Source organism: Hydrogenophaga aromaticivorans (assembly GCF_013387465.1).
Classification (GTDB): domain Bacteria; phylum Pseudomonadota; class Gammaproteobacteria; order Burkholderiales; family Burkholderiaceae_C; genus Hydrogenophaga; species Hydrogenophaga aromaticivorans.
Genome location: NZ_VYGV01000001.1, coordinates 266,409 through 289,475, shown reverse-complemented (window position 1 = coordinate 289,475; position 23,067 = coordinate 266,409). Strand labels below are relative to the sequence as shown.

The window sequence follows — 23,067 nt, the reverse complement described above, 5'->3', positions numbered from 1 at the left end:
GTTCACACACATGTCGGCTACTTTGTGGGTTTTGCTGGCCGTTGGGCTGACTTTGGTGTTCTGGGCCGTGGGCGCCTACAACCGCCTGGTGCGGTTGAAAAATGCCATCGCCAACGCTTTTGGCCAGATCGATGTGCAGCTGAAACGGCGCTACGACCTGATCCCCAACCTGGTTGAGGTCGCGCGCAAGTACCTGGCGCACGAAGCGCAGACCCTGGAAGCCGTGATCGCCGCGCGCAACCAGGCCCGCAGCGCCGAACAAGGCGCTGCCGCCAGCCCCCTGAACGCGGGCGCGCTGGGTGCGCTGGCCGGTGCCGAGCAGGTGCTCGGTGGCGCGCTCGGCCGCCTGTTTGCGGTGGCCGAGGCCTACCCCGACCTGAAGGCCGACCAGACCATGCGGGAGCTCAGTGAAGAGCTCTCCAGCACCGAAAACCGCATTGGTTTCGCACGCCAGGCTTACAACGACCACGTGCTCGAATTCAACGATGCGGCGGCCCAGTTTCCGACGCTGATCGTGGCGCGCCTGTTCAATTTCTCCACCCAGTCGATGCTGGAATCCACCAGCAGCGAAGTTGAACGCCAGCCCGTGAAAGTTGCGTTCTGACGTGCTGATTTTCGAATCGCAACGCGAGGCGCGGGGCCAGACGCGCCAACTGCTGCTGGTGTTCGCGCTCACCGTGTTGCTGCTGGTGCTGGCGGTCAATGCCGCTCTGGCTCTGGCCTGGGGGTTGACGTGGAGCTTCTGGTTCCCGGGTGCCGGATTCCCTCGGCACTTTTTCGCCGTCAACACCGCTGTGGTGTTGCTGTTCGTGCTGGGGGGCTGGTGGGTGGAAACCTCGCGCCTGGCCAGTGGTGGCGGTCAGCGCCTGGCCGAGCAGATGGGCGCACGGCCCGTGCAGCCATCGGGCGATTTCGACGAGCGACGCTTCTGCAACATCGTTGACGAGATGGCCATCTCGTCCGGGCTGAAGCGACCGACCGCCATGGTGGTCGCGCGCGACCAGGGCATCAACGCCTTTGCGACCGGATGGGACGAGGACGATGCGGTCGTCGCTGTCACCCGGGGTGCGCTGGAGTTCCTGACACGCGAAGAGTTGCAGGGGCTCGTGGCCCACGAGTTCAGCCATATCCGGGAGGGCGATACGCGACTCAACATGCGGTTGATTGGCATGGTGTTTGGTCTGGAGATGCTCTACCGCATGGGCCAGCACCTGTTTGAGCCCGATGAGCGGGGTCGGCGCATGGCCGCGGCCTTGCTGGGTCTGGCCATCATGGCCGCGGGCTGGCTGGGCTGGGTGGCCGGGCACGCTTTGCAGGCGGCGGTGTCGCGCCAGCGCGAATACCTGGCCGACGCACGTGCTGTGCAGTGGACGCGCAGCCGCGATGGCCTCGGCGGCGTGCTGCGCAAGGCCATGAGCGAGCGCCAGGCGGACTTTGAGCCCCGCCAGGTTGGCTCCACGGTGCAGCACATGCTGCTGGTGGGGAACGAGGTCGGTCAGGTGGCCCACTGGCTCGATTCGCACCCCACACTGGAGCAGCGCATTCGCCGGATCTATGGACGCCCCATGGGCGCGCTGCTTCTGGAGCGCGACCGCACACTGGATGCCACCACCCCCGCCCAGAACCCGACGACCGGGTCTTCAGGACCTCAGGCTCCGGGCTGGACACTCATCTGACCGTGAACTTCAAGCAGGAACCTCATTGACTTCTACCCGCTCCGCAGACCGCCCGGTGCCCAACGCGCCCACGCTGGCCACCCAGCTGCGTTGGACCGCCCATTGCGTGCTCGCGGTCGAGCAGGGCCACTCGCTCAGCGAGGTGCTGCCGCAAATCGCATCGGCGCTGCGGCCGGGCGTGCAGGCGCTCACCTTCCAGACCCTGCGTCAGCTCGGCGCTGCGCGCGCGCTCGGTCGGCTGCTGGCCCAGCGTGCGCCCGCCGCGCCGGTGCTGGCCCTGCTGCACAGTGCGCTGGCCGTGCTGCTGGGAGATGAAAACGGGCAGCACTACCAGCCCCACACCGTGGTGGATCAGGCGGTGGAGGCGGCCAAGCAGCAGCGCAGCACCAGCATGCAGGCCGGCTTTCTCAACGCCTGCCTGCGCCGGTTTCTGCGCGAGCGAGAGGCCTTGAGTGCGCAGCTGGTGGACGATCCGGTCGCGCGCTGGAACCACCCGCTGTGGTGGGTGGAGCGGCTGCAGCACGACCATCCCGAGCACTGGGCCGCGATCCTCGAGGCCAACAACGTGCCCGGCCCGATGGCGCTGCGGGTCAACCGGCGCCGCGCCGCGCGGGACGACTACCGCGCCCAGCTGGAGGCCACCGGGCTGTCGGCCAGCCCGGTGGGCGATGACGGTCTGGTGTTGTCGGCCGCGCAGCCGGTGGAGCGCCTGCCCGGCTTTGCCCGAGGGCATGTCTCCGTGCAGGACGCAGCGGCCCAGATGGCCGCCAGCCTGCTGCTCGACGGCCGCGCCTGGAGCACCGCTGACCGCGTGCTCGACGCCTGTGCCGCGCCCGGCGGCAAGACCGCGCACCTGCTCGAACGCGCCGATCTCGACCTGCTCGCGCTGGACGTCGACGCCCGGCGCTGCACCCGCATCCACGACAACCTGCAGCGCCTGGGCCTGAGCGCCGAGGTGCAGTGCGCCGATGCAGCCAACACCGCGGGCTGGTGGGATGGGCGCCCCTTTGACGCCATCCTGCTCGACGCGCCCTGCACGGCTTCGGGCATCGTGCGCCGGCACCCCGACGTGCGCTGGCTGCGCCGCGCCAGCGACGTGGCCCAGCTCGTGGCCGTGCAGCGGCAGTTGCTGGAGCGGCTGTGGCCGCTGCTCAAACCGGGCGGTCGCCTGCTGTATTGCACCTGCTCGGTGTTTCATGCCGAAGGATCGGAACAGGTCAATGCGTTTCTGCAGCGCCACACCGACGCCGTTCTGCAGCCCTCCCCGGGCCATTTGCTCCCGGGAACTGTCGTTGCCAATGGGGAGTTCAACGACAATGTGCCCGGTGGATACGACGGTTTTTATTACGCACGCATCGACAAGGCCGGTCCTTGATGGGGCGGTGCGCCGGGTGGTAGGGCGCCTGTCGCTGCGGTGTGTTTGTGCGCTGGTCTGGGTGTTTGCGCTCGCCTGCCTGGCAGGGCCGGCCATGGCGCGCGAGCCCGAGATTCAGTTTGTCAGCCTGCAACGGAACACGGACGCACTGACCCTCACCGTGCGACTGGGATCGGTGGCCACGTCGGCGGTTGAAGACGCCTTGTTCAAGGGCGTGCCGATGTACTTCGTCTGGCAAGCCGACGTGTACCGCGACCGCTGGTACTGGACCGACAAGCGCGTGAGTTCGGTGGTGCGCACTTTCCGGCTCGCCTACCAGCCGTTGACCCGGCGCTGGCGACTGAGTCAGGCCCACGATGGTGTGACAGGCGCTGGCGCGGCGGCACTGCAATATGCGCTGCACCAGAACTTCGAGAGCCTTGATGAGGTGCTGGCGGTGGTGGGCCGCGTTTCCAACTGGGCGATTGCCGATACCGCCCGGCTGGACAACGACGTCGAACACCGGGTCGAATGGCGGTTCAGTCTGGATCTTTCCCTGCTGCCCCGCCCGTTCCAGATCGGCATGGCGACCCAGTCTGACTGGAACATCGAGGTGGATGGCCGCCTCGACGTGCCCGCGCGCGCACCGGTCGAGCCACCCCCGGAAATCGCTGTTGAGGTCAAACCCGGCGAGCCGGCGCGTTGATGCGCGATCGCCTGCTGCGCCTCTCCCACTGCTGTTGAACCGTGAGCGACCCCCACCTCCGATCCCCGGAAAAGCAACGCACTTCGCGGCGCTGGGCGGTGGTCGTTGCGCTGGTTTTCATGACCGGTCTGGGCATGGTGTTGCTGTTCCTGCTCACGCTGGCGACGCGCAACCGGGTGCTTTACGAAGAGAACTTCACCTGGCTGGTCGGTGTCAACGTGGCGGTGGCCTCGCTGCTGTTCCTGGCCATCGTCTGGCTGGCGGTGCGGCTGGTCAAGCGACTGCGGCGGGGCAAGTTCGGTAGCCAGTTGCTGCTCAAGCTGGCCGCCATCATCGGGCTGGTCGGGGTGTTGCCCGGGCTGTTGATCTACACAGTGTCCTACCAGTTTGTTTCGCGTTCCATCGAGAGCTGGTTTGACGTGCGGGTCGAATCCGCATTGACGGCGGGGCTGAACCTGGGGCGCACCACGCTGGACACCCTGAGTGCCGATCTCGGCGCGAAGACCCGCCTGGCTGCCGAACAGCTGGCGCGGGTACCCGACGCCTCGGCGGTGCTGGCGCTGGAGCGACTGCGCGAAAACCTGTCGGCGAGCGATCTGGTGCTCTGGAATGCTTCCGGCCAGGCCATCGCCAGCGCCGGTGCTTCGCGCTTCGACTTTTCACCCAACCGCCCTGCCATGGCCCAGCTGCGCAGCGTGCGCGCGAACCGGGTGATGGTGCTGGTCGAGGGGCTTGAGGAGGTGGGGGAAGAACCGGTGCAGGCTGGCTTGGCGGTGGCACAGGCGCACATCAAGGTGCTGGCCCTTGTGGAGGCGACCGGATTCGGATTCAGTGACAGCCCTCGCTACCTCCAGGTCGTGGTGCCCCTGCCGCGGGCGCTGGTCGCTGATGCCCTGGCCGTTCAGGTGGCCAACCGCGAATACCAGGAGCGCGCGCTCGGACGCCAGGGGCTGCAACGCATGTACATCGGCACGCTCACGCTGGCCCTCTTTCTGGCCATCTTCGGCGCCGTGTTGCTGGCCGTGCTGCTGGGCAACCATCTGGTGCGTCCTCTGCTCGTCCTGGCCGAAGGCATGCGCGAGGTCGCCCAAGGCAACCTCGCGCCCAAGGTGGAGCTGGCCTCGCGCGACGAGCTTGCGGGTCTGACCCGCACCTTCGCCCACATGACACAAGACCTGGCCGATGCGCGCTCGGCGGTTCAGCACAGCATGGAGCAGGTGGACGCTGCCCGGGAAAACCTGCAGACCATCCTGGACAACCTCACGGCCGGGGTGGTCGTGCTCGACGAACGCGGGGGCGTGCTCAGTGTCAATCCCGGAGCGGCCCGCATTCTGCGCACCCCGCTGGGGCTGCACCTGGGTCAACCGCTGGCGGCCGTGGTCGGTCTGGAGAATTTTGCGGCGCAGGTGCTGCAGCAATTCGACCGCTTCCTGTCCGACGACACCCCCCACGAAGGCGGCCACTGGCAACAATCGTTCGAACTCGGCGCCCACGGCGACACCGGCAACAACCAGGGCATCACCTTGATCGCGCGCGGCGCGCTGCTGCCCAACAACGAGCGCTTGCTGGTGTTCGACGACGTGTCGGAAATGGTGTCCGCCCAGCGCGCCCGGGCCTGGGGGGAGGTGGCCCGGCGCCTGGCGCACGAGATCAAGAACCCGCTCACGCCGATCCAGCTGTCGGCAGAGCGCCTGGCCATGAAACTGCAGGGCAAGATCCAGCCGACCGAGCAGGCCCTGCTGGACAAATCGGTCCGCACCATCGTCGATCAGGTCGACGCCATGAAGCACCTGGTCAACGAATTCCGCGACTACGCGCGGCTGCCTGCGGCGCAGCTCACCCCCATCGACCTCAATGCCCTGGTGCGTGACATCCTTGTCCTGTACGACAGCTCGGCCGTGCCCGTGAAGACCGATCTGGAAAACGACTGCCCCAGCGTGATGGCCGATCCGCAGCAACTGCGGCAGATCCTGCACAACCTGGTGCAGAACGCGCAGGACGCCATGGCCGGGCAGGCCGGTGCCGAGGTGCTGCTCCACACCCGGCGCTCAGGCTCGGGCCAGTGGGTGCGCCTGTCGGTGATCGATCAGGGCCCCGGATTCGCCGAGAACATCCTGAAGCGGGCGTTTGAACCGTATGTCACGACCAAGACCAAAGGCACCGGCCTGGGCCTTGCGGTGGTCAAAAAAATCATGGAAGAGCACGGTGGACGCGTCGATATCAGCAACCGGTTGATCGACGGCAAAGTGGTGGGCGCCCAAGTGTCGTTATCATTCGCAGTTGCAAATTGACAACACGGACAGAGGGAAACATTTCACGCCATGGCAACTATTCTGGTCGTAGACGACGAATTGGGCATTCGGGACCTGCTCTCCGAAATTCTCAACGATGAAGGCCACACGGTCGAACTGGCAGAAAACGCCGCCCAGGCCCGTGTTCTGCGCGCCCAGATGCGTCCGGATCTGGTGTTGCTGGACATCTGGATGCCCGACACCGACGGCGTGACCCTGCTCAAGGAATGGGCCAGTGGTGGCTTGCTCAACATGCCAGTGATCATGATGAGCGGACACGCCACCATCGACACCGCCGTGGAAGCCACGCGCATCGGCGCCACCGCTTTCCTCGAAAAACCCATCACCCTGCAGAAGCTGCTCAAAGCCGTGGACATGGGGCTGAACAAACCCGTGGCCAAGGTCGGCGCGGCGTTGCCCCTGAAAAATGGTGCGCTTGCGCCCGTGATGGAACTGACCGTGGAAGTGGCCATGACCGGTGGCAGCCAGCCCGAAGTCGTGTTTGACATCGGTCCCCAGTCTTCGCAGGCCTTCAATCTGGAAGGGCCGTTGCGTGAAGCGCGCGACGAGTTCGAGAAGGCCTATTTCGAATACCACCTGGCCAAGGAGTCCGGCTCCATGACGCGCGTGGCTGAAAAGACGGGTCTGGAGCGCACGCACCTGTACCGCAAACTCAAGCAGCTCGGCGTCGACCTCGCCCGCAGCAAGCGCAACGCGCTCTGAGGGCGCTGGCCCGAAAAGAACAGCGCCAGATTCCCTGCTATAATTCCGCTTCTGTTTGGCCCGGTAGCTCAGTTGGTAGAGCAGCGGATTGAAAATCCGCGTGTCGATGGTTCGATTCCGTCCCAGGCCACCAAAATTTTGGAAAAATCAACGGGTCATGCTTAGCGGCGTGGCCCGTTTTTCTTTGTGTGGTCCACCGTGCCAATGGATTCGGGCGCCTGGCCTCTTGCAGCGGGTCTGGCGATATTTGGACACAGTGCCCAGTCATCGCCACATGGCGTGCCCGAGGATGCGTACCGGCAGATCATGAAAATTCGCCTGCTTCAGAACCGTATCGATCCCAGCCATGAGAATCCGCTGATCGCGGGCTTCGATGCCTTTGACTTCAGCCACAACCCCCATCCCGAATGGCGTGAGTTCCAGATTTTTGAGCACATTGTTGCGAGCGGTGTGCATCGCACCGCCGATGTGCTGGGTGCTGTTTCCAGCCGCTTTCACGCCAAAGGCCTGCTCGACGGCAACGATGTGCGCCAGTGGATCGAGGCAAATCCAGGGTATGAGGTGTATGTCACCAATCCGTTGCCGCAGATGAGTTACTGCAATTTCAGCAGCAATGACCGTTCGCCGATCATTCATGGGGATCCTGAGGTGCTGCACCGGTTCCAAGCGGTTCTGGACAAGGCAGGCGTTGCACTGGATTTTCTGACGTCGGCACGGCAGCACAACGGCAACTACGGGCTTTGCAGCTACTGGTTCGGTACGCCCATGTTCTGGGAGCGCTTTCTCTCCGAGCTTGTCGAGCCGGTCATTCACCTGAGCCGAAATGAACTCGGCAGTGAGCTTCACGATTTCCTGTACCGTCCGATGCAGTACTACGGTGACGCCAGGCACAGGCCCGGCGCACTGCCTTTCTTGCTGGAACGGGCCACCAGTCTCTACATCACCAGCGCGTTTCCGCAGTCATCGGCGTTTTACCCAAGAACACGGCAGCAGGTGCTCGATTGTTGTCTCTACCCGTTTGAACGGGACCTGATCACTCTTTTCGGCGATCAGGTCGACGCGTGGGACGCGGCGGCGCACTATGAGCCCGCGGCGCGGGCCTATTTTGATCGCGCCTGCCGGCATGCCAACCACGGGTGGTTGCTGTACGGAGCCCTGCACCGAATCGGCTTTGACCACGGCAATCCCCGCCCCCACCTCCCTTGGTTCACACAAGGCAGCACGCATGCGGAAACTGCTAAAATGTGCTTTCAGGACTTTGCGGCTTGAATGGCCTTCCGCTTCTCCCTCGTTTTCGTCCCAGGCCAACCAACACCTCGCAAAAGCCCATCCTTCGAGATGGGCTTTTGACTTTCTGGGTCGTCCTTTCGGGGCGGTGTGCCCCGGACCGGTTCGGTTTTCAACCGGTCCATGGCCGCTCAGGATTCACGTTAGGGACGACCGAACCCGCCGGGCTCCGGCTCACCATCATTCAAGGACTCCCTGTGGCCATTGAAACTTTTGTGCATGCGCACACCGAACTGGTCACCCAGTTTGTGAGCCAGCTCAGCACCCGCACCCTGAACCGCTTTGCCGAAGAATCCCGCCTGGATGGGGAAAGCCTGAAAGACGCGCTCGACCGCTATGAGATCGACTACGCCTGGCATGTCCTGGGCTCGGACCGGATGCGCGACGCCACCGTGGCGGTGCTGGAGGCCGGGCTCCAGCGGGAGGCCACGGGCGAGCACCGGGACTGCGTCGCGGCGGTTCTGTCCTCGGCCGCCGAGAAGCTGGCGCCCGATGTGTTGATGAGTTTTGACAACGATGTGCCCGAGCAGTTGGGCGGTCTGTTGCAGGCCTGGTTCGTCGACAAGCCCGCTCTGGCGGCCGGGATCGCATCCTGACAGGCGGTTCCGACCGTTGACATGAAAAAAACCGGCGCGAGGCCGGTTTTTTCATGGGGCATCCGCCGATGCTCAGTTGAACGGACGGGGCTTCGGCGTCTTGTCGGTCGAGGGCGGCATGATCGGCAGCGCGATCTGCGGTTGTTGGCCGGTCAGGGTCTTGAGGAAGGCCACGATCTTGGCGTTTTCGTTCTTGCTGAACTCGCGGCCCAGTTGCAGACGGCCCATCAGGTCCACGGCCTGGGTCATGGTTTCCGCGGCGCCGTCGTGGAAGTAGGGGTAGGTGAGTTCGATGTTGCGCAGCGTCGGCACCTTGAAGTTCAGGCGGTCGGCGTCCTTGCCGGTCACACCTTTGCGGCCTTCGGCCGTGCTGGCGGTTTTGTAGGCCTGCACCACGCCCATTTTCTGGAACGAATTGCCGCCGAGGTTGGGGCCGTTGTGGCAAGCGACACAACCGCTGTCCTTGAACAGCTGGTAGCCGGCGAGTTCGTCCTTGGTCAGGGCCTTCTTGTCGCCGTCGAGCCACTGGTCGAAGCGCGCGTTCGGCGTCACCAGGGTTTCCTCGAAGGCGGCGATGGCGGTGGTCACTTCGTCGATGGTGAGCTGGTCGGTCTTGAAGACCTGCTTGAATTCTTCGACGTAGCCGGGGATGGACTTCAGGGTTTCGAGGGCGAGTTCGTGCGTGAAGGCCATCTCACCGGGGTTGGCGATCGGGCCGCCGGCCTGGGCTTTCAAGTCGGCTGCGCGGCCGTCCCAGAACTGGGCCAGGTTCAGGCGCGAGTTCAGCACGGTGGGTGAGTTGATCGGGCCTTGTTGCCAGTTGTGGCCGATGGAGGTCTTGAGGTTGTCGGTGCCGCCCATGCTCAGGTTGTGGCAGCTGTTGCAGGAGATGAAGCCGGACTTGGACAGGCGGGGATCAAAGAACAGTTTTTTGCCCAGCTCAACCGCCGCGGGATTGACCGCTTTGGGTGCGGGCACCGGGGAAACGGGCTCCTGGTTTTGAGCCATGGCGGAACCGGTGGTCATGAGGGCCGCAACAGCGACGGCGCGCAGAGCCCATGCGAGAGATTTCGTGGTTTTCATGATGTCCATACTTTCAAAGTGTCAGAAGAATCACGGCAGGGTGGCGGGATGACCGTCCGCAGACGCTGGCTTGTGACGGCTTCAATGTATGGGGTATTCACCTAGAACGTTTGACCTCGATCAACGTGATCGGCGGTATCAATAGGTCTTGGCTATGTGTGTTTTAGCCGTGGACTATCGCTTTTTTCCGCGTCCACCGGGTGGCGCGCGCGGTGGGATCAGCGCCAGCCGGGCGTCTTGTCCAGTCGGAAATACAGGCTGGGCTGGGCCGTGGCGCTGCCCTCTGCCGGACGGCGAATGCCACGAAGGACCTGTCCGCACGCCAGAGGCGCGCCCGTCCAGACCGCCTGCATGGTCACGCCGTCGGCGGATTCGTCGAGGTTGAACTCACCGTCCACCACATCGCCTGACACCTGGGCCTGCACATCGTTACCGATGGTGGATCGCCGGATGTGACCTCGCACGCTGCCGGGATAGTCGGGGTGGCGCTCGAACAGCACGGCGCCGCGGGATTGCGGCTCGGACTCCCGTCCGTCCAGTGGCCACAACGTGAGTTGCCACAGGCCATAGAGATGGGCCGGCGTCATGTCAGCCGGTTCGGCGCAGGCGGCTGCCGGCGGGGTGGGCCGGCTCTGGGCGGTGGCATCGGGTGAGGGTGTTGCCGCCAACAAGGCCAGCAGCGTGGTGCCGATACACGCGGCCTTGGCGCGATCCCTGGGCGAGCGGTACAGGCTCATGGTGTTTCCGCGGCTTTCTGCGCGGCCTGGTCGGTGGCGCGCTGGGCGAACTCGGCGCGCAGCGCACGCAGTTTTTCGCGCGGGTCTTCCTTGACCGTGTTCTGGTCGAGCGCCATCTCCTTGATGAAGCGGCTGGCCATGCCGGGCACACTTTCCCGGCCCTTCTTGCGGCGCTTGAGCCAGCTCACGGCCAGCGTGCGCTGCGCGCGCGTGATGCCCACGTACATCAGGCGGCGCTCTTCCTGCAGGCGCTGCGCCAGGCTTTCGGCGCTGGCGTCGCGGTTGCTCTCTTCGTCCATCTTGAACGGCAGCAGGCCTTCGTTCACACCCACCAGCATCACGTGCGGCCACTCCAGGCCTTTCGATGCGTGCAGGGTGGAGAGCGTCACCACGTTCTGGTCTTTCTCTCGTTCGCTCAAGGTGGAGAGCAGTGCGATGGTCTGCACAACTTCGAGCAGGGTCTTGCGCTCGGTTTCGGTCTGCACACCGGCTTCGTCTTCTATCTGGCCGCCGCAGCGCCCGGCCACCCAGTCGCAGAACTCCACCACGTTGGTCCAGCGCGCCGCCGCCACCTTCTCGTTGTCTTCGCTGTCGACCAGGTGCTTTTCGTAGGCGATGTCTTTGAGCCACTCGGTGAGGAAGGCACGCGCGGCCTCGTGGCCCACCGTGTGTTTGGCGCGGTACTCCAAATCGTTCACCGCGCGGCCGAACTCGTGCAGCGTCGCCACGGCGCGCGCGGGCAGCGTGGCGCCCAGCGAGTTGGAGAACAGGGCCTCGAACAGGCTGAGCTTGTATTGCGTGGCGAAGTTGCCGAGCTGCTGCAGCGTGGTGTGGCCGATGCCGCGTTTGGGCGTGGTGGCCGAACGCAGGAAGGCCGGGTCGTCGTCGTTGTTCACCAGCAGGCGCAGCCAGGCACAGAGGTCGCGGATCTCGGCCTTGTCAAAAAAGCTCTGGCCACCCGAGACCTTGTACGGAATCTGCGCGCGACGCAGCGACTGCTCGAACGAGCGCGCCATGTGGTTGGCGCGGTAGAGGATGGCGAAGTCGCGCCACTCCTTGTGCGGCGAGATCGTGCGCAGGCTCTGGATGCGCGCCACCGCGCGCTCGGCTTCGTGCTCCTCGTTGTCGGCGTCGACCACGCGCACCGGCTCGCCCTCGCCGAGGTCGCTCCACAGCGTCTTGGGAAACAGCTTGGGGTTGGGCCCGATCACGTTGTTGGCCGCGCGCAGGATGGCGCTGGTGGAGCGGTAGTTCTGCTCCAGCTTGATGACCTTGAGCTCGGGAAAGTCCTGCGGCAGGCGTTTCAGGTTGTCCAGCGTGGCGCCGCGCCAGCCGTAGATCGACTGGTCGTCGTCGCCCACGGCGGTGAAGCGCGCGCGTTCACCCACCAGCAGTTTCAAGAGCTCGTACTGCGTGGCGTTGGTGTCCTGGTACTCGTCCACCAGCACATGGCCCATCTTCTTCTGCCAGCGCTCGCGCACATCGAGGTGCTCGGTGAGCAGCTTGAGCGGCAGACTGATCAGGTCGTCGAAGTCCACGCTCTGGTAGGCCGTGAGGCGCTCTTCGTAGCGCGCCATGATGGTTGCGGTGACCCGCTCGTTCTCGTCCTTCGCCTGCGCCAGTGCCTGGGCCGCATTCAGGCCCGCGCTCTTCAAGGCGCTGATGCCCCATTGCCAGCCGCGCGCGGTGTTGGCGTCGGTGGTGCCGCCGCAGTCCTTGAGCATGCTGGTGATGTCGTCGGTGTCGAGGATGCTGAAGTTCTTTTTCAGTCCCAGCGCCGCGCCGTCCTCGCGCAGCAGGCGCACGCCCAGCGCGTGGAAGGTGCAGATCAGCACCTTCTTGGCGTCGCGGCCCACCAGCTGCTTGGCGCGTTCGCGCATTTCGGCGGCGGCCTTGTTGGTGAAGGTGATGGCGGCGATGCGGTCTGCCGCGAGTCCGGCGTTGATGAGGCGGCCGATCTTGTGTGTGATCACCCGCGTCTTGCCCGAACCCGCGCCGGCCAGCACCAGGCAGGGGCCGCCCAGGTGGTTCACGGCTTCGAGTTGGGCAAGGTTCAGGCCGTGGGACATGGGAACTTCATCGCAGGCATTCGGCAAAGCGTCTGATGATACCGGCGGCACCGGCCGGGCGCGGGGGCCGGCCATGTCGCCGGCATGCCGGGGGCCCGATGTGATCCTGAGACAATCGCCCACCGTGCTCAACATCCTGCTCGTCACCTTCCCCTTCTTCGCGCTCGTGCTGGCCGGTTTTCTGGCCGCCCACCGACGCATGCTGCCGCTGGAGGCGATCCCGGGCCTGAACGGTTTTGTGCTGTTCTTCGCGCTGCCCTGCATGCTGTACCGCTTCGGCTCGACCACGCCGATCGCGCAGCTGCTCGACGCTTCGGTGGCCGGTGTCTATCTGCTGTGTGCGCTGGTGATGGTGGCGTTTGCCATCGTCATGACGATGAACAGCCGCATCCGCTGGAACGACGCGGCCATGGGCGCGCTGGTGGCGGCCTTTCCCAACACCGGTTTCATGGGCGTGCCGCTGCTGGCGGCGCTGCTGGGGCCGCAGAGCGCGGGTCCGGTGATCGTGCTGATCGTCGTGGACATGGTCATCACCAGTTCGCTGTGCATCGCGCTCTCGCGGCTGGACGAGGGTGAGGGCCATGGCGGCCAGGCCATGCTGGTGGCGGGGCGCAAGGCGCTGCGCGGCGTGGTGGTGAATCCCATGCCCTGGGCCATCATGCTGGGTGGCGTGGCCTCGGCGCTGCAGTTCACCTTGCCCGGGCCGGTGGAAAAAACCGTCTGGCTACTGGCCGATGCGGCCTCGCCGGTGGCGCTGTTCACCATCGGCGCGGTGCTGGCGCGCTCGCAGATCCAGTCCAGCCACCCCATGCCCACCAGCGACTACCTGCCGGTGGCGATCATGAAGCTGCTGCTGCACCCGCTGCTGGTGCTCGCGGTGGGCACGGCGGCGATCCAGCTCGGCGTGCCACTGACGCCGTTCGCGCTCACGGTGATGGTGCTGGTGTCGGCACTGCCCAGCGCCAGCAACGTGTCGCTGCTGGCCGAGCGCTTCGGCGCCGACAACGGGCGCATCGCCCGCATCATCCTGGTGACCACCGCGGCGGCCTTCCTCACGTTCTCGGGCGCCGTTGCGCTGATGACTTGACGATATAGAGATTGACTATCGATTGTCTAGTGACAATCAAGTGGTCAAATGGGTGGTCGAGATCTACAGTGAGGCTTCGATCACCCGCTGGAGCCCTGCCATGACATCCCCCGACACCTTCACCAGCTTCCTGGCCGACTGTGTGGAACGTTTCGCTGCACTGGCTCTCGCGCACTGAATCCGTCCGCTCAACCCACCGGAGACTCCCCATGAGCAACCCCGCCCCCGAATCCCAGTGTCCCTTCCACGCCGCCGCTGGCGCGCGCGCCACGCAAGGCGCCCAGTCCAACGCCGACTGGTGGCCCAACCAGCTGAACCTGGGCATCCTGCACCAGCACACCCCGGCGTCCAATCCGATGGACCCCGACTTTGATTACGCCGAAGCCTTCAGGCAGCTCGACTTCGCCGCGCTCAAGCATGACCTGACCGCGCTCATGACCGACAGCCAGGACTGGTGGCCCGCCGACTGGGGCCATTACGGCGGCCTGTTCATCCGCATGGCCTGGCACAGCGCCGGCACCTACCGCACGGCCGACGGCCGCGGCGGCGCGGGCACCGGCAACCAGCGTTTTGCACCCGTCAACAGCTGGCCCGACAACGGCAACCTCGACAAGGCGCGCCGCCTGCTCTGGCCGATCAAGCAGAAGTACGGCAACGCCATCTCCTGGGCCGACCTCATGATCCTGGCCGGGAACGTGGCCATGGAATCCATGGGCTTCAAGACCTTCGGCTTCGGTGGCGGCCGGGTCGATATCTGGCAACCCGAAGAAGACGTCTACTGGGGCGCCGAAAAGGAGTGGCTCGCCACCAGCGACAAGGCTAACAGCCGCTACAGCGGCGAGCGGCATCTGGAGAACCCGCTGGCCGCCGTGCAGATGGGCCTGATCTACGTGAACCCCGAAGGCCCGGACGGCAACCCCGACCCGGTGCTCTCCGGCCGCGACGTGCGCGAAACCTTTGCCCGCATGGCCATGAACGACTACGAAACCGTGGCCCTCACGGCCGGTGGCCACACTTTCGGCAAATCCCATGGCGCGGGGGATGTCAAAAATGTGGGCCCCGAGCCCGAGGCCGCGCCCCTTGAGCAGATGGGTTTTGGCTGGATCAACCAGCACGGCAGCGGCAAAGGCGGCGACACCATCACCAGTGGCATCGAAGGCGCCTGGAAACCCAACCCCACCACCTGGGACATGGGCTATTTCAAGGTGCTGTTCAAGTACGAGTGGGAGCTCGTCAAGAGCCCGGCCGGCGCCCACCAGTGGCGCGCCAAGGACGTGGCGCCGGAAGACATGATCCCCGACGCGCACGACCCGTCCAGGAAACACGCACCCACGATGACCACAGCCGACATGTCGCTGAAGTTCGACCCGACCTACGAAAAAATCTCGCGCCACTTCGCCGCGAACCCCGACGAGTTTGCCGACGCCTTCGCCCGCGCCTGGTTCAAGCTGACCCACCGCGACATGGGGCCGAAACGGCTGTACCTCGGTCCCGAAGTGCCCGCCGAAGACCTGATCTGGCAAGACCCGGTGCCCGCCGTGGACCACCCGCTGGTCGACGCCAGGGACATCGCTGCGCTCAAGGCGCAGGTGCTGGCCTCCGGCTTGTCGGTGGGCGAGCTCGTGTCCACGGCCTGGGCCTCGGCGTCCAGCTTCCGTGGCAGTGACAAACGCGGCGGCGCCAACGGTGCCCGCATCCGCCTGGCGCCGCAGAAGGATTGGGAAGCCAACCAGCCGGCGCAGCTGGCCAAGGTGCTGGCTGTGCTTGAAGGCATCCAGGCCACTTTCAACAGCGCGCAGGCGGGTGGCAAACGGGTGTCGATGGCCGACCTGATCGTGCTCGCCGGCAGCGCCGCGGTGGAAGCCGCGGCCAAGGCCTCGGGCCAGACCGTTGAAGTGCCCTTCACCCCGGGTCGCAGCGACGCCTCGCAGGAACAGACCGATGTCGAGTCCTTCAGCGTGATGGAGCCGCAGGCCGACGGCTTCCGCAACTTCCGCAAGGCCGCCTACAGCGTCTCGCCCGAAGCCCTGTTGCTCGACAAGGCGCAGCTGCTCACGCTCAGCGCACCCGAGATGACGGTGCTGGTCGGCGGCCTGCGTGTGCTCGGCGCCAACCACGGTGGCAGCCAGGCGGGCGTGTTCACCAGCCGCTCGGGTCAGCTGAGCAACGATTTCTTCGTCAACCTGGTGGACATGTCCACCGCCTGGAAGCCCAGCGGCGACAACGCCTACGAAGGCCGCGACCGCCAGACCGGCACTGTGAAGTGGACGGCGACCCGTGTGGACCTGGCCTTCGGCTCCAACTCGCAACTGCGGGCGATTGCAGAGGTTTACGCGCAGAACGATGGCGGCCAGAAGTTCGTCAAAGACTTCGTCGCTGCCTGGAGCAAGGTCATGAACCTCGACCGCTTTGATCTGAAGAAGTGATGCATTGATCCGGCAGGTTGTCTTGCCCCGGCCCCCGCAGCTTTGGCTCCGGGGGCTTTTTTGTGCCGGTGCGAAGATCAGGGCTTTCCACCCGACCCCCTCCGAATGGCCCTGACCCTTCTGCTGGCCCGCCACGGCCAGACCGACCTCAACACCGACGAGCGCTGGCAGGGTCGGCTCGACCTGCCGCTCAACGCCACCGGCCTGGCCCAGGCCGAGCAGCTTGCGCTGTCTCTGCCCGGTGGCATCGACGCACTGGTGGTCTCGCCCATGTTGCGGGCGCGCCAGACGGCCGAACCGGTGGCGCTCGCGCGCGGGATGGTGCCGCGTATGGACGCCGATTTCCGCGAGCGCGATTTCGGCCTCTTCGAAGGCCTCACCGCCGACGAAGTCGCGCAGCAGTTCCCCGAACTCGCCGTGCGCAATGTGGCCTATCGTTGGGACGCAGAACCCCCCGGTGCCGAAGCCACCCGCGCGGTGGTGGACCGGGTCGAGCGCGGGCTGCAACTGCTGCGCGCGATGCACGACGGCCAGACCGTGTTGCTGGTGTCGCACGGCTTCGTGGTGCGCTGTCTGCGTTACCTGATCGACGGTCTGAGCGATGCGGCCTTTTTTGAAGCCGAGCGCATCCCGAACGGCGCCTTCCTGACGCGACAGCTGCCCTGAGCCCTACGGGCCCGTGTCTTCCAGCAGCTTGGCCAGCACCGCCGGGATCTTTTTCGGCGCCAGGATGCGCAGCTGCTTGTTGACGTTGAAACGGCCGAACACCACGGTGATGGCCTTGGCCGGCACGTCGAATTCTTCCGCCAGGAACTTCACCATGTGATCCGTGGCCTTGCCCGCCACCGGCGTGGCCGTCACGCTCACCTTGAGCTGGTGGCCCTTGGTCTTGCCGATCGCGTCGCGCTTGGCCGCCGGCGTGCCCAGGATGTTGACCACCAGCGTGTCGCCATCCCACGCACAGGGCGTGTTCATCTTCATGCGCGGCGCGGCCGAGCCCGGCTCTTCGGCTTCGTCGTCGGGCGCTGGTGTCAGGGCTTGTGTTTTGGATTTGCGTGCCATGGTGTTCCCTCGCAGGGGGTGTTTCCATCGGGGGCATTGTGCTGTTTTCCGCGGGCATCGCCGCTGGCTTGTGTTTTGTGCGGGTTCAGGCTCACGTTTGGCGTTGGCGTGCCGATGAGGGGTGTGTACAGACCCCGGAGATCCCATGCTCTTTGCTCCCTTGCCCCGAAACGAGGCCAAGCGCCTGGTGGCGCTTCGCTCCCTGTTGATTCTGGACACCGCGCCCGAAGAGCGCTTCGACCGCATCTCGGCCTTCGCCGCGAAGGAATTCGACGTGCCGATCGCGCTCGTGTCTCTGGTCGATCGGGACCGGCAGTGGTCCAAGTCCCACTTCGGCCTGGAGGTGTGCGAGACGCCGCGAGACGTCTCCTTCTGCGGCCATGCCATCGCCAAGTCGGAAACGCTGGTGGTACCCGACGCGTTGAAGGACCCGCGCTTTGTCGACAACCCGCTGGTGACCGGCCACCCTTTCGTCCGCTTCTACGCCGGCGCAGGATTGCGCCTGCCCTACGGCCAGGTGGTCGGCACACTGTGCATCATGGACCGGCGACCACGTGAGTTCGACCGGCTCGATGTGGCCATCCTGGGCGGCTTGCGCGACATGGTGGTGGAGGAACTGTTCCGTCGTGAGGAGGCTGCAGCATGACCACCCCGGGAGGCGCCCTCGCTCGCAAGGTGCTGCTGATCGAACCCGACGGCCTGGTGCGCGGCACAGTGGCTTCGGTGTGCCGCGAGATGCAGATTGCGCGCGTGCGCCAGACGATCAGCGTCGCGTCGGCCGAACAATGGCTCAAGACCGGAGCGCCGCAGGCCGTGTTGATTTCGCTGGTCGAAGGCGACGCCGCGCTGGATTTCCTGTCCCGGCTGCGGGCCGGCGCGTTCCGCTGCGAGGCGGACATGCCGGTGGTGGCGATGACGCGTGTGGTTGACGCGGCGCTGGTGGCCCGGCTCAAGGAGCTCGATGTGCGCCGATTGCTGCTGCAGCCGTTCAGGTTGCACGACGTGATCCACACGCTGGAGCAGCTCTGGCCTGCGCGGGAAGCGCTCCCGGCGTGAACAGCCCCTAAGGCAACGCTGAAAAAGTCCCTCGTGGCGCGGGCATCCCGCTCTCGGGCGGTCTGCGGCGTCGCCCTAAATCGACAGCGGGTCCACATCCACCGCCCAGCGCACCAGGCCCTTGGCCTCCGGCGCGCTGCGGCAGGCGTGCAGCACCGGCTGCCAGGCCGACAGAAAGCGCTGCAGCGCACCGCGCGAATCGGTCTCCACCAGCATCTGCGCGCGCTCCACATTGGCCACGCGCTGGATCGTCAGCGGAACCGCGGGGTAGAGCGTGATCTGGTCGCGGTGCGGCAGGCCGGCGGCCTGCTCGGCGGCGATGTTCAGAAACGCCTGCGCCGCCTGCTGGGTGCGTGCATCGGCGCGCAGCAGCGCCTGGAAGCCGTAGGGCGGCATGCCGGCCTGCTCGCGTTCGGTCAGCTGCTCGGCGGCGAAGGCCGGGTAGTCGTGTTTTTTCAGCGTGACAAACAGCGGGTGCTGCGGGTACCAGGTCTGGATCCACATCTCGCTCGCGCCGCTCTGCGCGGCGTCGCGCCCGGCGCGGCCCGCCGCCTGCATGAGCAGGGCAAACAGGCGCTCGGGTGCGCGGTAGTCGCTGGCGAACAGGGCCGAGTCGGCATTGATGCCGGCCACCAGCGTGATGCGGCGGAAGTCGTGGCCCTTGGCGATCATCTGCGTGCCCACCAGCACGTCGACCTCGCCGCTGTGCAGCGCCGCGAGCTGCACTTCCAGGCTGCCCTTGAGGCGGGTCGAGTCGGCGTCCATGCGGGCCACGCGCGCGGGCTGGCCGTCGGGCCGTTTCACGTCGACCAGCAGGCCGGCGAGCTGTTCTTCGATCTGCTCGGTGCCGCGGCCCACGGGTGCGATGTCGAGGTTGCCGCAGTCCGGGCAGGCGCGCGGCACGCGTTCGGTGAAGCCACAGTGGTGGCAGCGCAGGGTGCGGTCGAGCTTGTGGAACACGCGGTAGGCGCTGCAGTGCGGGCAACCGCTCTTCCAGCCGCAGTCGTGGCAGGCCAGCACCGGTGCGTAGCCGCGGCGGTTGAGCAGCACCAGGCACTGCTCGCCACGCGCGATGCGCTCGCCCATGGCCGCCACCAGCGGGGGCGCCAGCACCGCGCCCTTGGGCTGGTGGTTCATGTCCACCAGGCGCAGGCGCGGCAGCGCCCCGCCGCCAATGCGACCCGGCATTTCCAGTCGCAGGTAGCGCCCCTGGTCCGCCGCGTGCCAGCTCTCCAGCGAAGGCGTGGCCGAGCCCAGCAGCACCTGGCAACGCGGGTTGACGACGCCTCCCCCTCTTGCCCCCTCTCCCTCTGGGAGAGGGCGGGGGTGAGGGCCCGCTTGAAGTAGTGCCCCGCCAGCCGCCAGCGCCTCGCTCTCCACCTTCGCCCGGTACACCGCCAGATCCCGCGCCGAATAGCGCGCCCCCTCCTGGCTCTTGTAGCTCGGGTCGTGCTCCTCATCCACCACGATCAGCCGCAGCCCCGGCAGGCTGGCGAACACGGCCATGCGCGTGCCCAGCACGATGCGCGCGCTGCCGGTGTGCGCGGCCAGCCAACTGGTCAGGCGCTGCGCCGGTGTCATGCCGCTGTGCAGGCAGACCACCGAGCCGGCGCCAAATGCGGGTTCGAAGCGCTCGCGAAAACGCGCCTCCAGCTGCGGCGTGAGGTTGATCTCGGGCACCATCACCAGCACCTGGGTGGGTGCCTCGTTTTCGGGCGCGGCGGTTTCCAGCACCGCCTGCGTGGCGCGCAAATACACCTCGGTCTTGCCGCTGCCGGTGGCGCCATACAGCAGCACCGGCGCGGTGGCCGCGGCCAGCGCCTGCAGCGCTTCGGCCTGCTCGGCGCTCAGGTCGTGGCCCTGCAGCGCCTCGGGCGCTGTGGGCGGCACCCCTGCCGCCGCCTTGGCGCGGCGCTTGAGCCGACGCGCCAGCTGGGTGCTGTCGAGCTCGCGCAACTGGGGCGGCAGGGCGGCCAGCGCCACCTCGCCCAGGCTGCGCTGGTAATACTGGGCGCTGAATTTCACCAGCTGGCGCCAGCACCCGTTCAATGCCGGCAGGCCCTCCAGCACGCCCGCGACCACCTTGGTCCGGGCTTCGGTGAGCCCTTCTGGCGGGGTATCCGGGCAGTCCCAGACCACGCCCAGCACCTCGCGGGAGCCCAGCGGCACGCGCACCAGCGCGCCCGGTGCGAGCGACAACTCACTTCGGTAGGTGAGCGTCGCACCCACGCCGCTGTGGGCCGGGGTGGCGACGACGATGCTGGGCCAAAAAACCATGGTTAGCGGGATTTCCTCAGTTCAACTGTCGGAAAGCGATGTAAGTCTTTGATTTGTCATGGCTTCCGGGGCTATCCAGACTTTCTGTGGATAACTTTGTTGATAGGTGCGTTTTGCGGGCCGGGAAGCCTTGTAAATCAAGGGTTTGCTTAGACTGCCCGGAAAAAAAGCAGAAATCAAAAGTCAATCAAATCAACAACTTGCGGGAGTTGACTGGCGCCGAACCGATTCGCCAGCGCTGAAAAATTGTTGCGGCGCCGCAGCACAAGATTTGTGCATAAGTGAGATGTGTCAAGCGGTTTTTTTCCGGCTTTTGTGCTAAGGGCTTGTCGCCGGCCGGTTTTTGGACCCACCTGTGACGGTCCGGGACCGCCCGGCCGGTCTGGCCAGGACCGTGTTCAGCCTTGCGTGCGCAGGCGTTTCGAGTGCGTGTGCACCGCGTCCACCAGCACCTTCACGTTCTCTGGCGGGGTGTACTGGCTGATGCCGTGGCCCAGGTTGAAGATGTGCGTGGGGCCGGTGCCGGCGCCCTGGTGCGGCGGGCCGAAACTTTCCAGCACGGCCGCCACTTCGCGGTCGATCGCCTCCGGCGGGGCGAACAGCACATTGGGGTCGATGTTGCCCTGCAGGGCTTTCGAGTCGCCCACCGCCGCGCGCGCCTTGGCCAGATTCACCGTCCAGTCCAGGCCCAGGGCTTCGCAGTCCAGGTCTTTCATGTCGTCCAGCCACAGGCCGCCGCCCTTGGTGAACACGATGCGCGGGATCTTCACGCCGTCCTTCTCGGTCTTCAGCTGCGCCAGCACGCGCTTTGTGTAGGCCAGCGAAAAGTCCTGGAACTTGCCGTCGGCCAGCACGCCACCCCAGCTGTCGAAAATCATGACGGCCTGCGCACCCGCTTCGATCTGCGCGTTCAGATACGTCGCCACCGAGTCGGCGTTGATGGCCAGGATGCGGTGCATCAGGTCCGGACGGCTGTACATCAGGCTCTTCACGGCGCGGTAGTCGTCCGAGCCGCCGCCCTCCACCATGTAGCAGGCCAGCGTCCAGGGGCTGCCCGAAAAACCGATCAGCGGCACCCGGCCGTTCAGCGCCTTGCGGATGCTGGTCACGGCGTCAAACACGTAGCGCAGCTTGGCCATGTCCGGCACGGCCAGCGTGGCCACGTCGGCCTCGGTGCGCACCGTCTTGGCAAACTTCGGGCCCTCACCCTGCGCGAACGACAGGCCCAGGCCCATCGCGTCCGGCACGGTCAGGATGTCCGAGAACAGGATCGCCGCGTCCAGCGCATAACGCTCCAGAGGCTGCAGCGTCACCTCGGTCGCGTAGTCCACATTCGTCGCCAGCCCCATGAACGAACCCGCCCGGGCGCGCGTGGCGCAGTACTCCGGCAGGTAGCGGCCGGCCTGGCGCATCAGCCACACCGGCGTGTGGTCGGTCGATTGGCGCAGGCAGGCGCGCAGGAAGGTGTCGTTCTGCAGGGGGGCAAAGCTCATGGGGGTGTCCGGTGCGGTGGCGTCAAAGGGAAGCCGCGATTATCCCGCCTGGGCTTTGTCCGCACTTTGAGCCAGCGCAGGCAGGCGGGTCAGGCGGTATCGGCCATTGCCCGGATCGGTGGTTGAAACTTACACTGCCTGTTCAGAAGAAGAAAACAAACCGCCCGTTTCGCGGCTGATGCCCGCTGCTCGCCAATCAGCTCGCCAGCCCTCGCAAATCGAATCCGCGGAGGTCGCAAGCGATGAACACCCCCCCTGTTTCCGATACCTGGGCACGCGGCAACCCGTATGAACAGTACATCGGCCGCTGGAGCCGCAGGATGGCCCCGCTCTTCCTGGCCTGGCTGGACCAGCCCGCCGGCCAGCGGTGGCTGGATGTCGGCTGCGGCACGGGCGCGCTGTCCGCCGCCATCCTGGATCACTGCCGCCCCAGCAGTCTGGTGGGCGTCGAACCTTCTGAGGGATTCCTCCAGCTGGCGGCCCAGAACCTCGCCGGCCGAGCCCGCTTCCTGGCTGGCGATGCGGCAGCGCTCCCGCTGGATGACGCCGCATGTGACGTCGTCGTCTCGGGGCTGGTGCTGAACTTTGTTCCTGCGTTGCCGGCCGCCCTCGCGGAGATGCAACGGGTCGCTGCCAGCGGTGGCACCATCGCCGCCTATGTCTGGGACTACGCCGATGGCATGGAGATCATCAGGGTCTTCTGGGACGTTGCGGTGTCTCTGGATCCAGCGGCCGCACCCCTCCACGAAGGTTCGCGCTTCCCACTGTGCGAGCCATCCGCCCTGAACGCGGCCTTCGAGTTCGCCGGACTCACCGAGGTGGAAACGGGCCCTCTCCAAGTGACAGCGGCGTTCGCCGACTTCGACGACTACTGGCGTCCCTTTCTCGGCGGACAGGGGCCCGCGCCAGCCTATGCGATGTCACTGCCCGAAGCACAACGCGCCAGTCTGAGAGACCAGCTGAAGTCGGCGTTGCCGCAGGCAGCGGACGGTGCCATCTCGCTCAGTTCGCGGGCCTGGGCCGTCCGCGGCAGGGTGCGCCGCGACACCTGATTTTGTCCAACCGGACCCGGACCCGGACCCGCTGCGGCCTGCGTCCTGTGTGCCCGCCGTTTCATCCTGGGCTCTGAACCCGTGGCCGCAAC

The 23,067-nt window shown here is 66.0% G+C and carries 21 protein-coding genes and 1 tRNA gene; 16 read left to right on the top strand and 6 right to left on the bottom strand.

The window, feature by feature from the left end; genetic code table 11:
* The first annotated feature begins 10 nt into the window (after positions 1-10).
* From F3K02_RS01370 to F3K02_RS01330, 9 genes are all read left to right on the top strand, one after another.
* Positions 11-604 (top strand): LemA family protein, encoded by a 594-nt coding sequence (locus tag F3K02_RS01370; protein WP_177132485.1) that lies wholly within the window; start codon positions 11-13, stop codon positions 602-604.
* A 1-nt stretch (position 605) separates the two neighbouring features.
* Entirely contained in the window at positions 606-1,676 is a 1,071-nt protein-coding gene (locus tag F3K02_RS01365; protein ID WP_177132483.1) for a M48 family metalloprotease, read from the top strand.
* Positions 1,677-1,701: 25 nt separating this feature from the next.
* Entirely contained in the window at positions 1,702-3,051 is a 1,350-nt protein-coding gene (rsmB, locus tag F3K02_RS01360; protein WP_246309053.1) for a 16S rRNA (cytosine(967)-C(5))-methyltransferase RsmB, read from the top strand.
* 7 nt (positions 3,052-3,058) lie between these two features.
* Positions 3,059-3,736: a DUF4390 domain-containing protein gene (locus F3K02_RS01355; protein WP_343066938.1), complete on the top strand. Its 678-nt coding sequence runs from the start codon at positions 3,059-3,061 to the stop codon at positions 3,734-3,736.
* 41 nt (positions 3,737-3,777) lie between these two features.
* Positions 3,778-6,027 carry a sensor histidine kinase gene (locus tag F3K02_RS01350; protein ID WP_343066937.1) on the top strand — a complete coding sequence of 750 codons (2,250 nt, stop codon included), beginning with the start codon at positions 3,778-3,780 and terminating at the stop codon, positions 6,025-6,027.
* Positions 6,028-6,057: 30 nt separating this feature from the next.
* The gene (locus F3K02_RS01345; RefSeq protein WP_177132477.1) at positions 6,058-6,750 is read left to right on the top strand and encodes a response regulator; all 693 of its coding nucleotides are present in this window, start codon (positions 6,058-6,060) and stop codon (positions 6,748-6,750) included.
* Between the two features lie 57 nt (positions 6,751-6,807).
* Positions 6,808-6,883 (top strand) — tRNA-Phe (locus F3K02_RS01340).
* Positions 6,884-7,056: 173 nt separating this feature from the next.
* Complete coding sequence (locus F3K02_RS01335; RefSeq protein WP_177132474.1) at positions 7,057-8,019, top strand: hypothetical protein; 963 nt, start codon at positions 7,057-7,059, stop codon at positions 8,017-8,019.
* A gap of 215 nt (positions 8,020-8,234) precedes the next feature.
* Positions 8,235-8,633: a hypothetical protein gene (locus F3K02_RS01330; RefSeq protein WP_177132471.1), complete on the top strand. Its 399-nt coding sequence runs from the start codon at positions 8,235-8,237 to the stop codon at positions 8,631-8,633.
* Between the two features lie 72 nt (positions 8,634-8,705).
* Here F3K02_RS01330 and F3K02_RS01325 read toward each other — a convergent pair whose 3' ends face one another.
* The 3 genes from F3K02_RS01325 to F3K02_RS01315 form a co-directional block, all read right to left on the bottom strand.
* Positions 8,706-9,659: a cytochrome-c peroxidase gene (locus F3K02_RS01325; protein WP_218179318.1), complete on the bottom strand. Its 954-nt coding sequence runs from the start codon at positions 9,657-9,659 to the stop codon at positions 8,706-8,708.
* A gap of 275 nt (positions 9,660-9,934) precedes the next feature.
* Entirely contained in the window at positions 9,935-10,453 is a 519-nt protein-coding gene (locus tag F3K02_RS01320; protein WP_177132468.1) for a hypothetical protein, read from the bottom strand.
* The gene (locus F3K02_RS01315; protein ID WP_177132466.1) at positions 10,450-12,522 is read right to left on the bottom strand and encodes an ATP-dependent helicase; all 2,073 of its coding nucleotides are present in this window, start codon (positions 12,520-12,522) and stop codon (positions 10,450-10,452) included. Before F3K02_RS01315 ends, F3K02_RS01320 begins: the two co-directional genes overlap by 4 nt.
* A 124-nt stretch (positions 12,523-12,646) precedes the next feature.
* Between F3K02_RS01315 and F3K02_RS01310 the strand changes: the two genes are divergently transcribed.
* The 4 genes from F3K02_RS01310 to F3K02_RS01295 all read left to right on the top strand — a co-directional run bounded on the left by F3K02_RS01310 (position 12,647) and on the right by F3K02_RS01295 (position 16,701).
* A complete protein-coding gene (locus tag F3K02_RS01310; RefSeq protein WP_177132777.1) occupies positions 12,647-13,609 on the top strand; it encodes an AEC family transporter in 963 nt (320 codons plus the stop codon).
* Positions 13,610-13,631: 22 nt separating this feature from the next.
* Complete coding sequence (locus F3K02_RS01305) at positions 13,632-13,787, top strand: hypothetical protein (RefSeq protein ID WP_177132464.1); 156 nt, start codon at positions 13,632-13,634, stop codon at positions 13,785-13,787.
* A 31-nt stretch (positions 13,788-13,818) separates the two neighbouring features.
* Positions 13,819-16,035, top strand: coding sequence for a catalase/peroxidase HPI (gene katG / locus F3K02_RS01300; RefSeq protein ID WP_177132462.1), 2,217 nt, complete (start codon positions 13,819-13,821; stop codon positions 16,033-16,035).
* Positions 16,036-16,140: 105 nt separating this feature from the next.
* Positions 16,141-16,701: a histidine phosphatase family protein gene (locus F3K02_RS01295; protein WP_177132460.1), complete on the top strand. Its 561-nt coding sequence runs from the start codon at positions 16,141-16,143 to the stop codon at positions 16,699-16,701.
* 3 nt (positions 16,702-16,704) lie between these two features.
* Here the strand turns inward: F3K02_RS01295 and F3K02_RS01290 are convergent, their stop codons facing one another.
* Positions 16,705-17,016: a DUF167 domain-containing protein gene (locus F3K02_RS01290; protein ID WP_210822573.1), complete on the bottom strand. Its 312-nt coding sequence runs from the start codon at positions 17,014-17,016 to the stop codon at positions 16,705-16,707.
* Between the two features lie 226 nt (positions 17,017-17,242).
* Between F3K02_RS01290 and F3K02_RS01285 the strand changes: the two genes are divergently transcribed.
* Positions 17,243-17,743 (top strand): GAF domain-containing protein, encoded by a 501-nt coding sequence (locus tag F3K02_RS01285; RefSeq protein WP_177132456.1) that lies wholly within the window; start codon positions 17,243-17,245, stop codon positions 17,741-17,743.
* Complete coding sequence (locus F3K02_RS01280; RefSeq protein WP_177132453.1) at positions 17,740-18,153, top strand: response regulator; 414 nt, start codon at positions 17,740-17,742, stop codon at positions 18,151-18,153. Before F3K02_RS01285 ends, F3K02_RS01280 begins: the two co-directional genes overlap by 4 nt.
* 75 nt (positions 18,154-18,228) lie before the next feature.
* Here the strand turns inward: F3K02_RS01280 and priA are convergent, their stop codons facing one another.
* Positions 18,229-20,430, bottom strand: a complete 2,202-nt coding sequence (gene priA / locus F3K02_RS01275) for a replication restart helicase PriA (protein ID WP_177132451.1) — start codon at positions 20,428-20,430, stop codon at positions 18,229-18,231.
* A 398-nt stretch (positions 20,431-20,828) separates the two neighbouring features.
* Positions 20,829-21,923, bottom strand: a complete 1,095-nt coding sequence (hemE, locus tag F3K02_RS01270; protein WP_177132449.1) for a uroporphyrinogen decarboxylase — start codon at positions 21,921-21,923, stop codon at positions 20,829-20,831.
* Between the two features lie 242 nt (positions 21,924-22,165).
* On the opposite strand from hemE, the gene F3K02_RS01265 reads away from it, so the two are divergent.
* The gene (locus F3K02_RS01265; RefSeq protein WP_177132447.1) at positions 22,166-22,975 is read left to right on the top strand and encodes a class I SAM-dependent methyltransferase; all 810 of its coding nucleotides are present in this window, start codon (positions 22,166-22,168) and stop codon (positions 22,973-22,975) included.
* Positions 22,976-23,067: the final 92 nt, after the last annotated feature.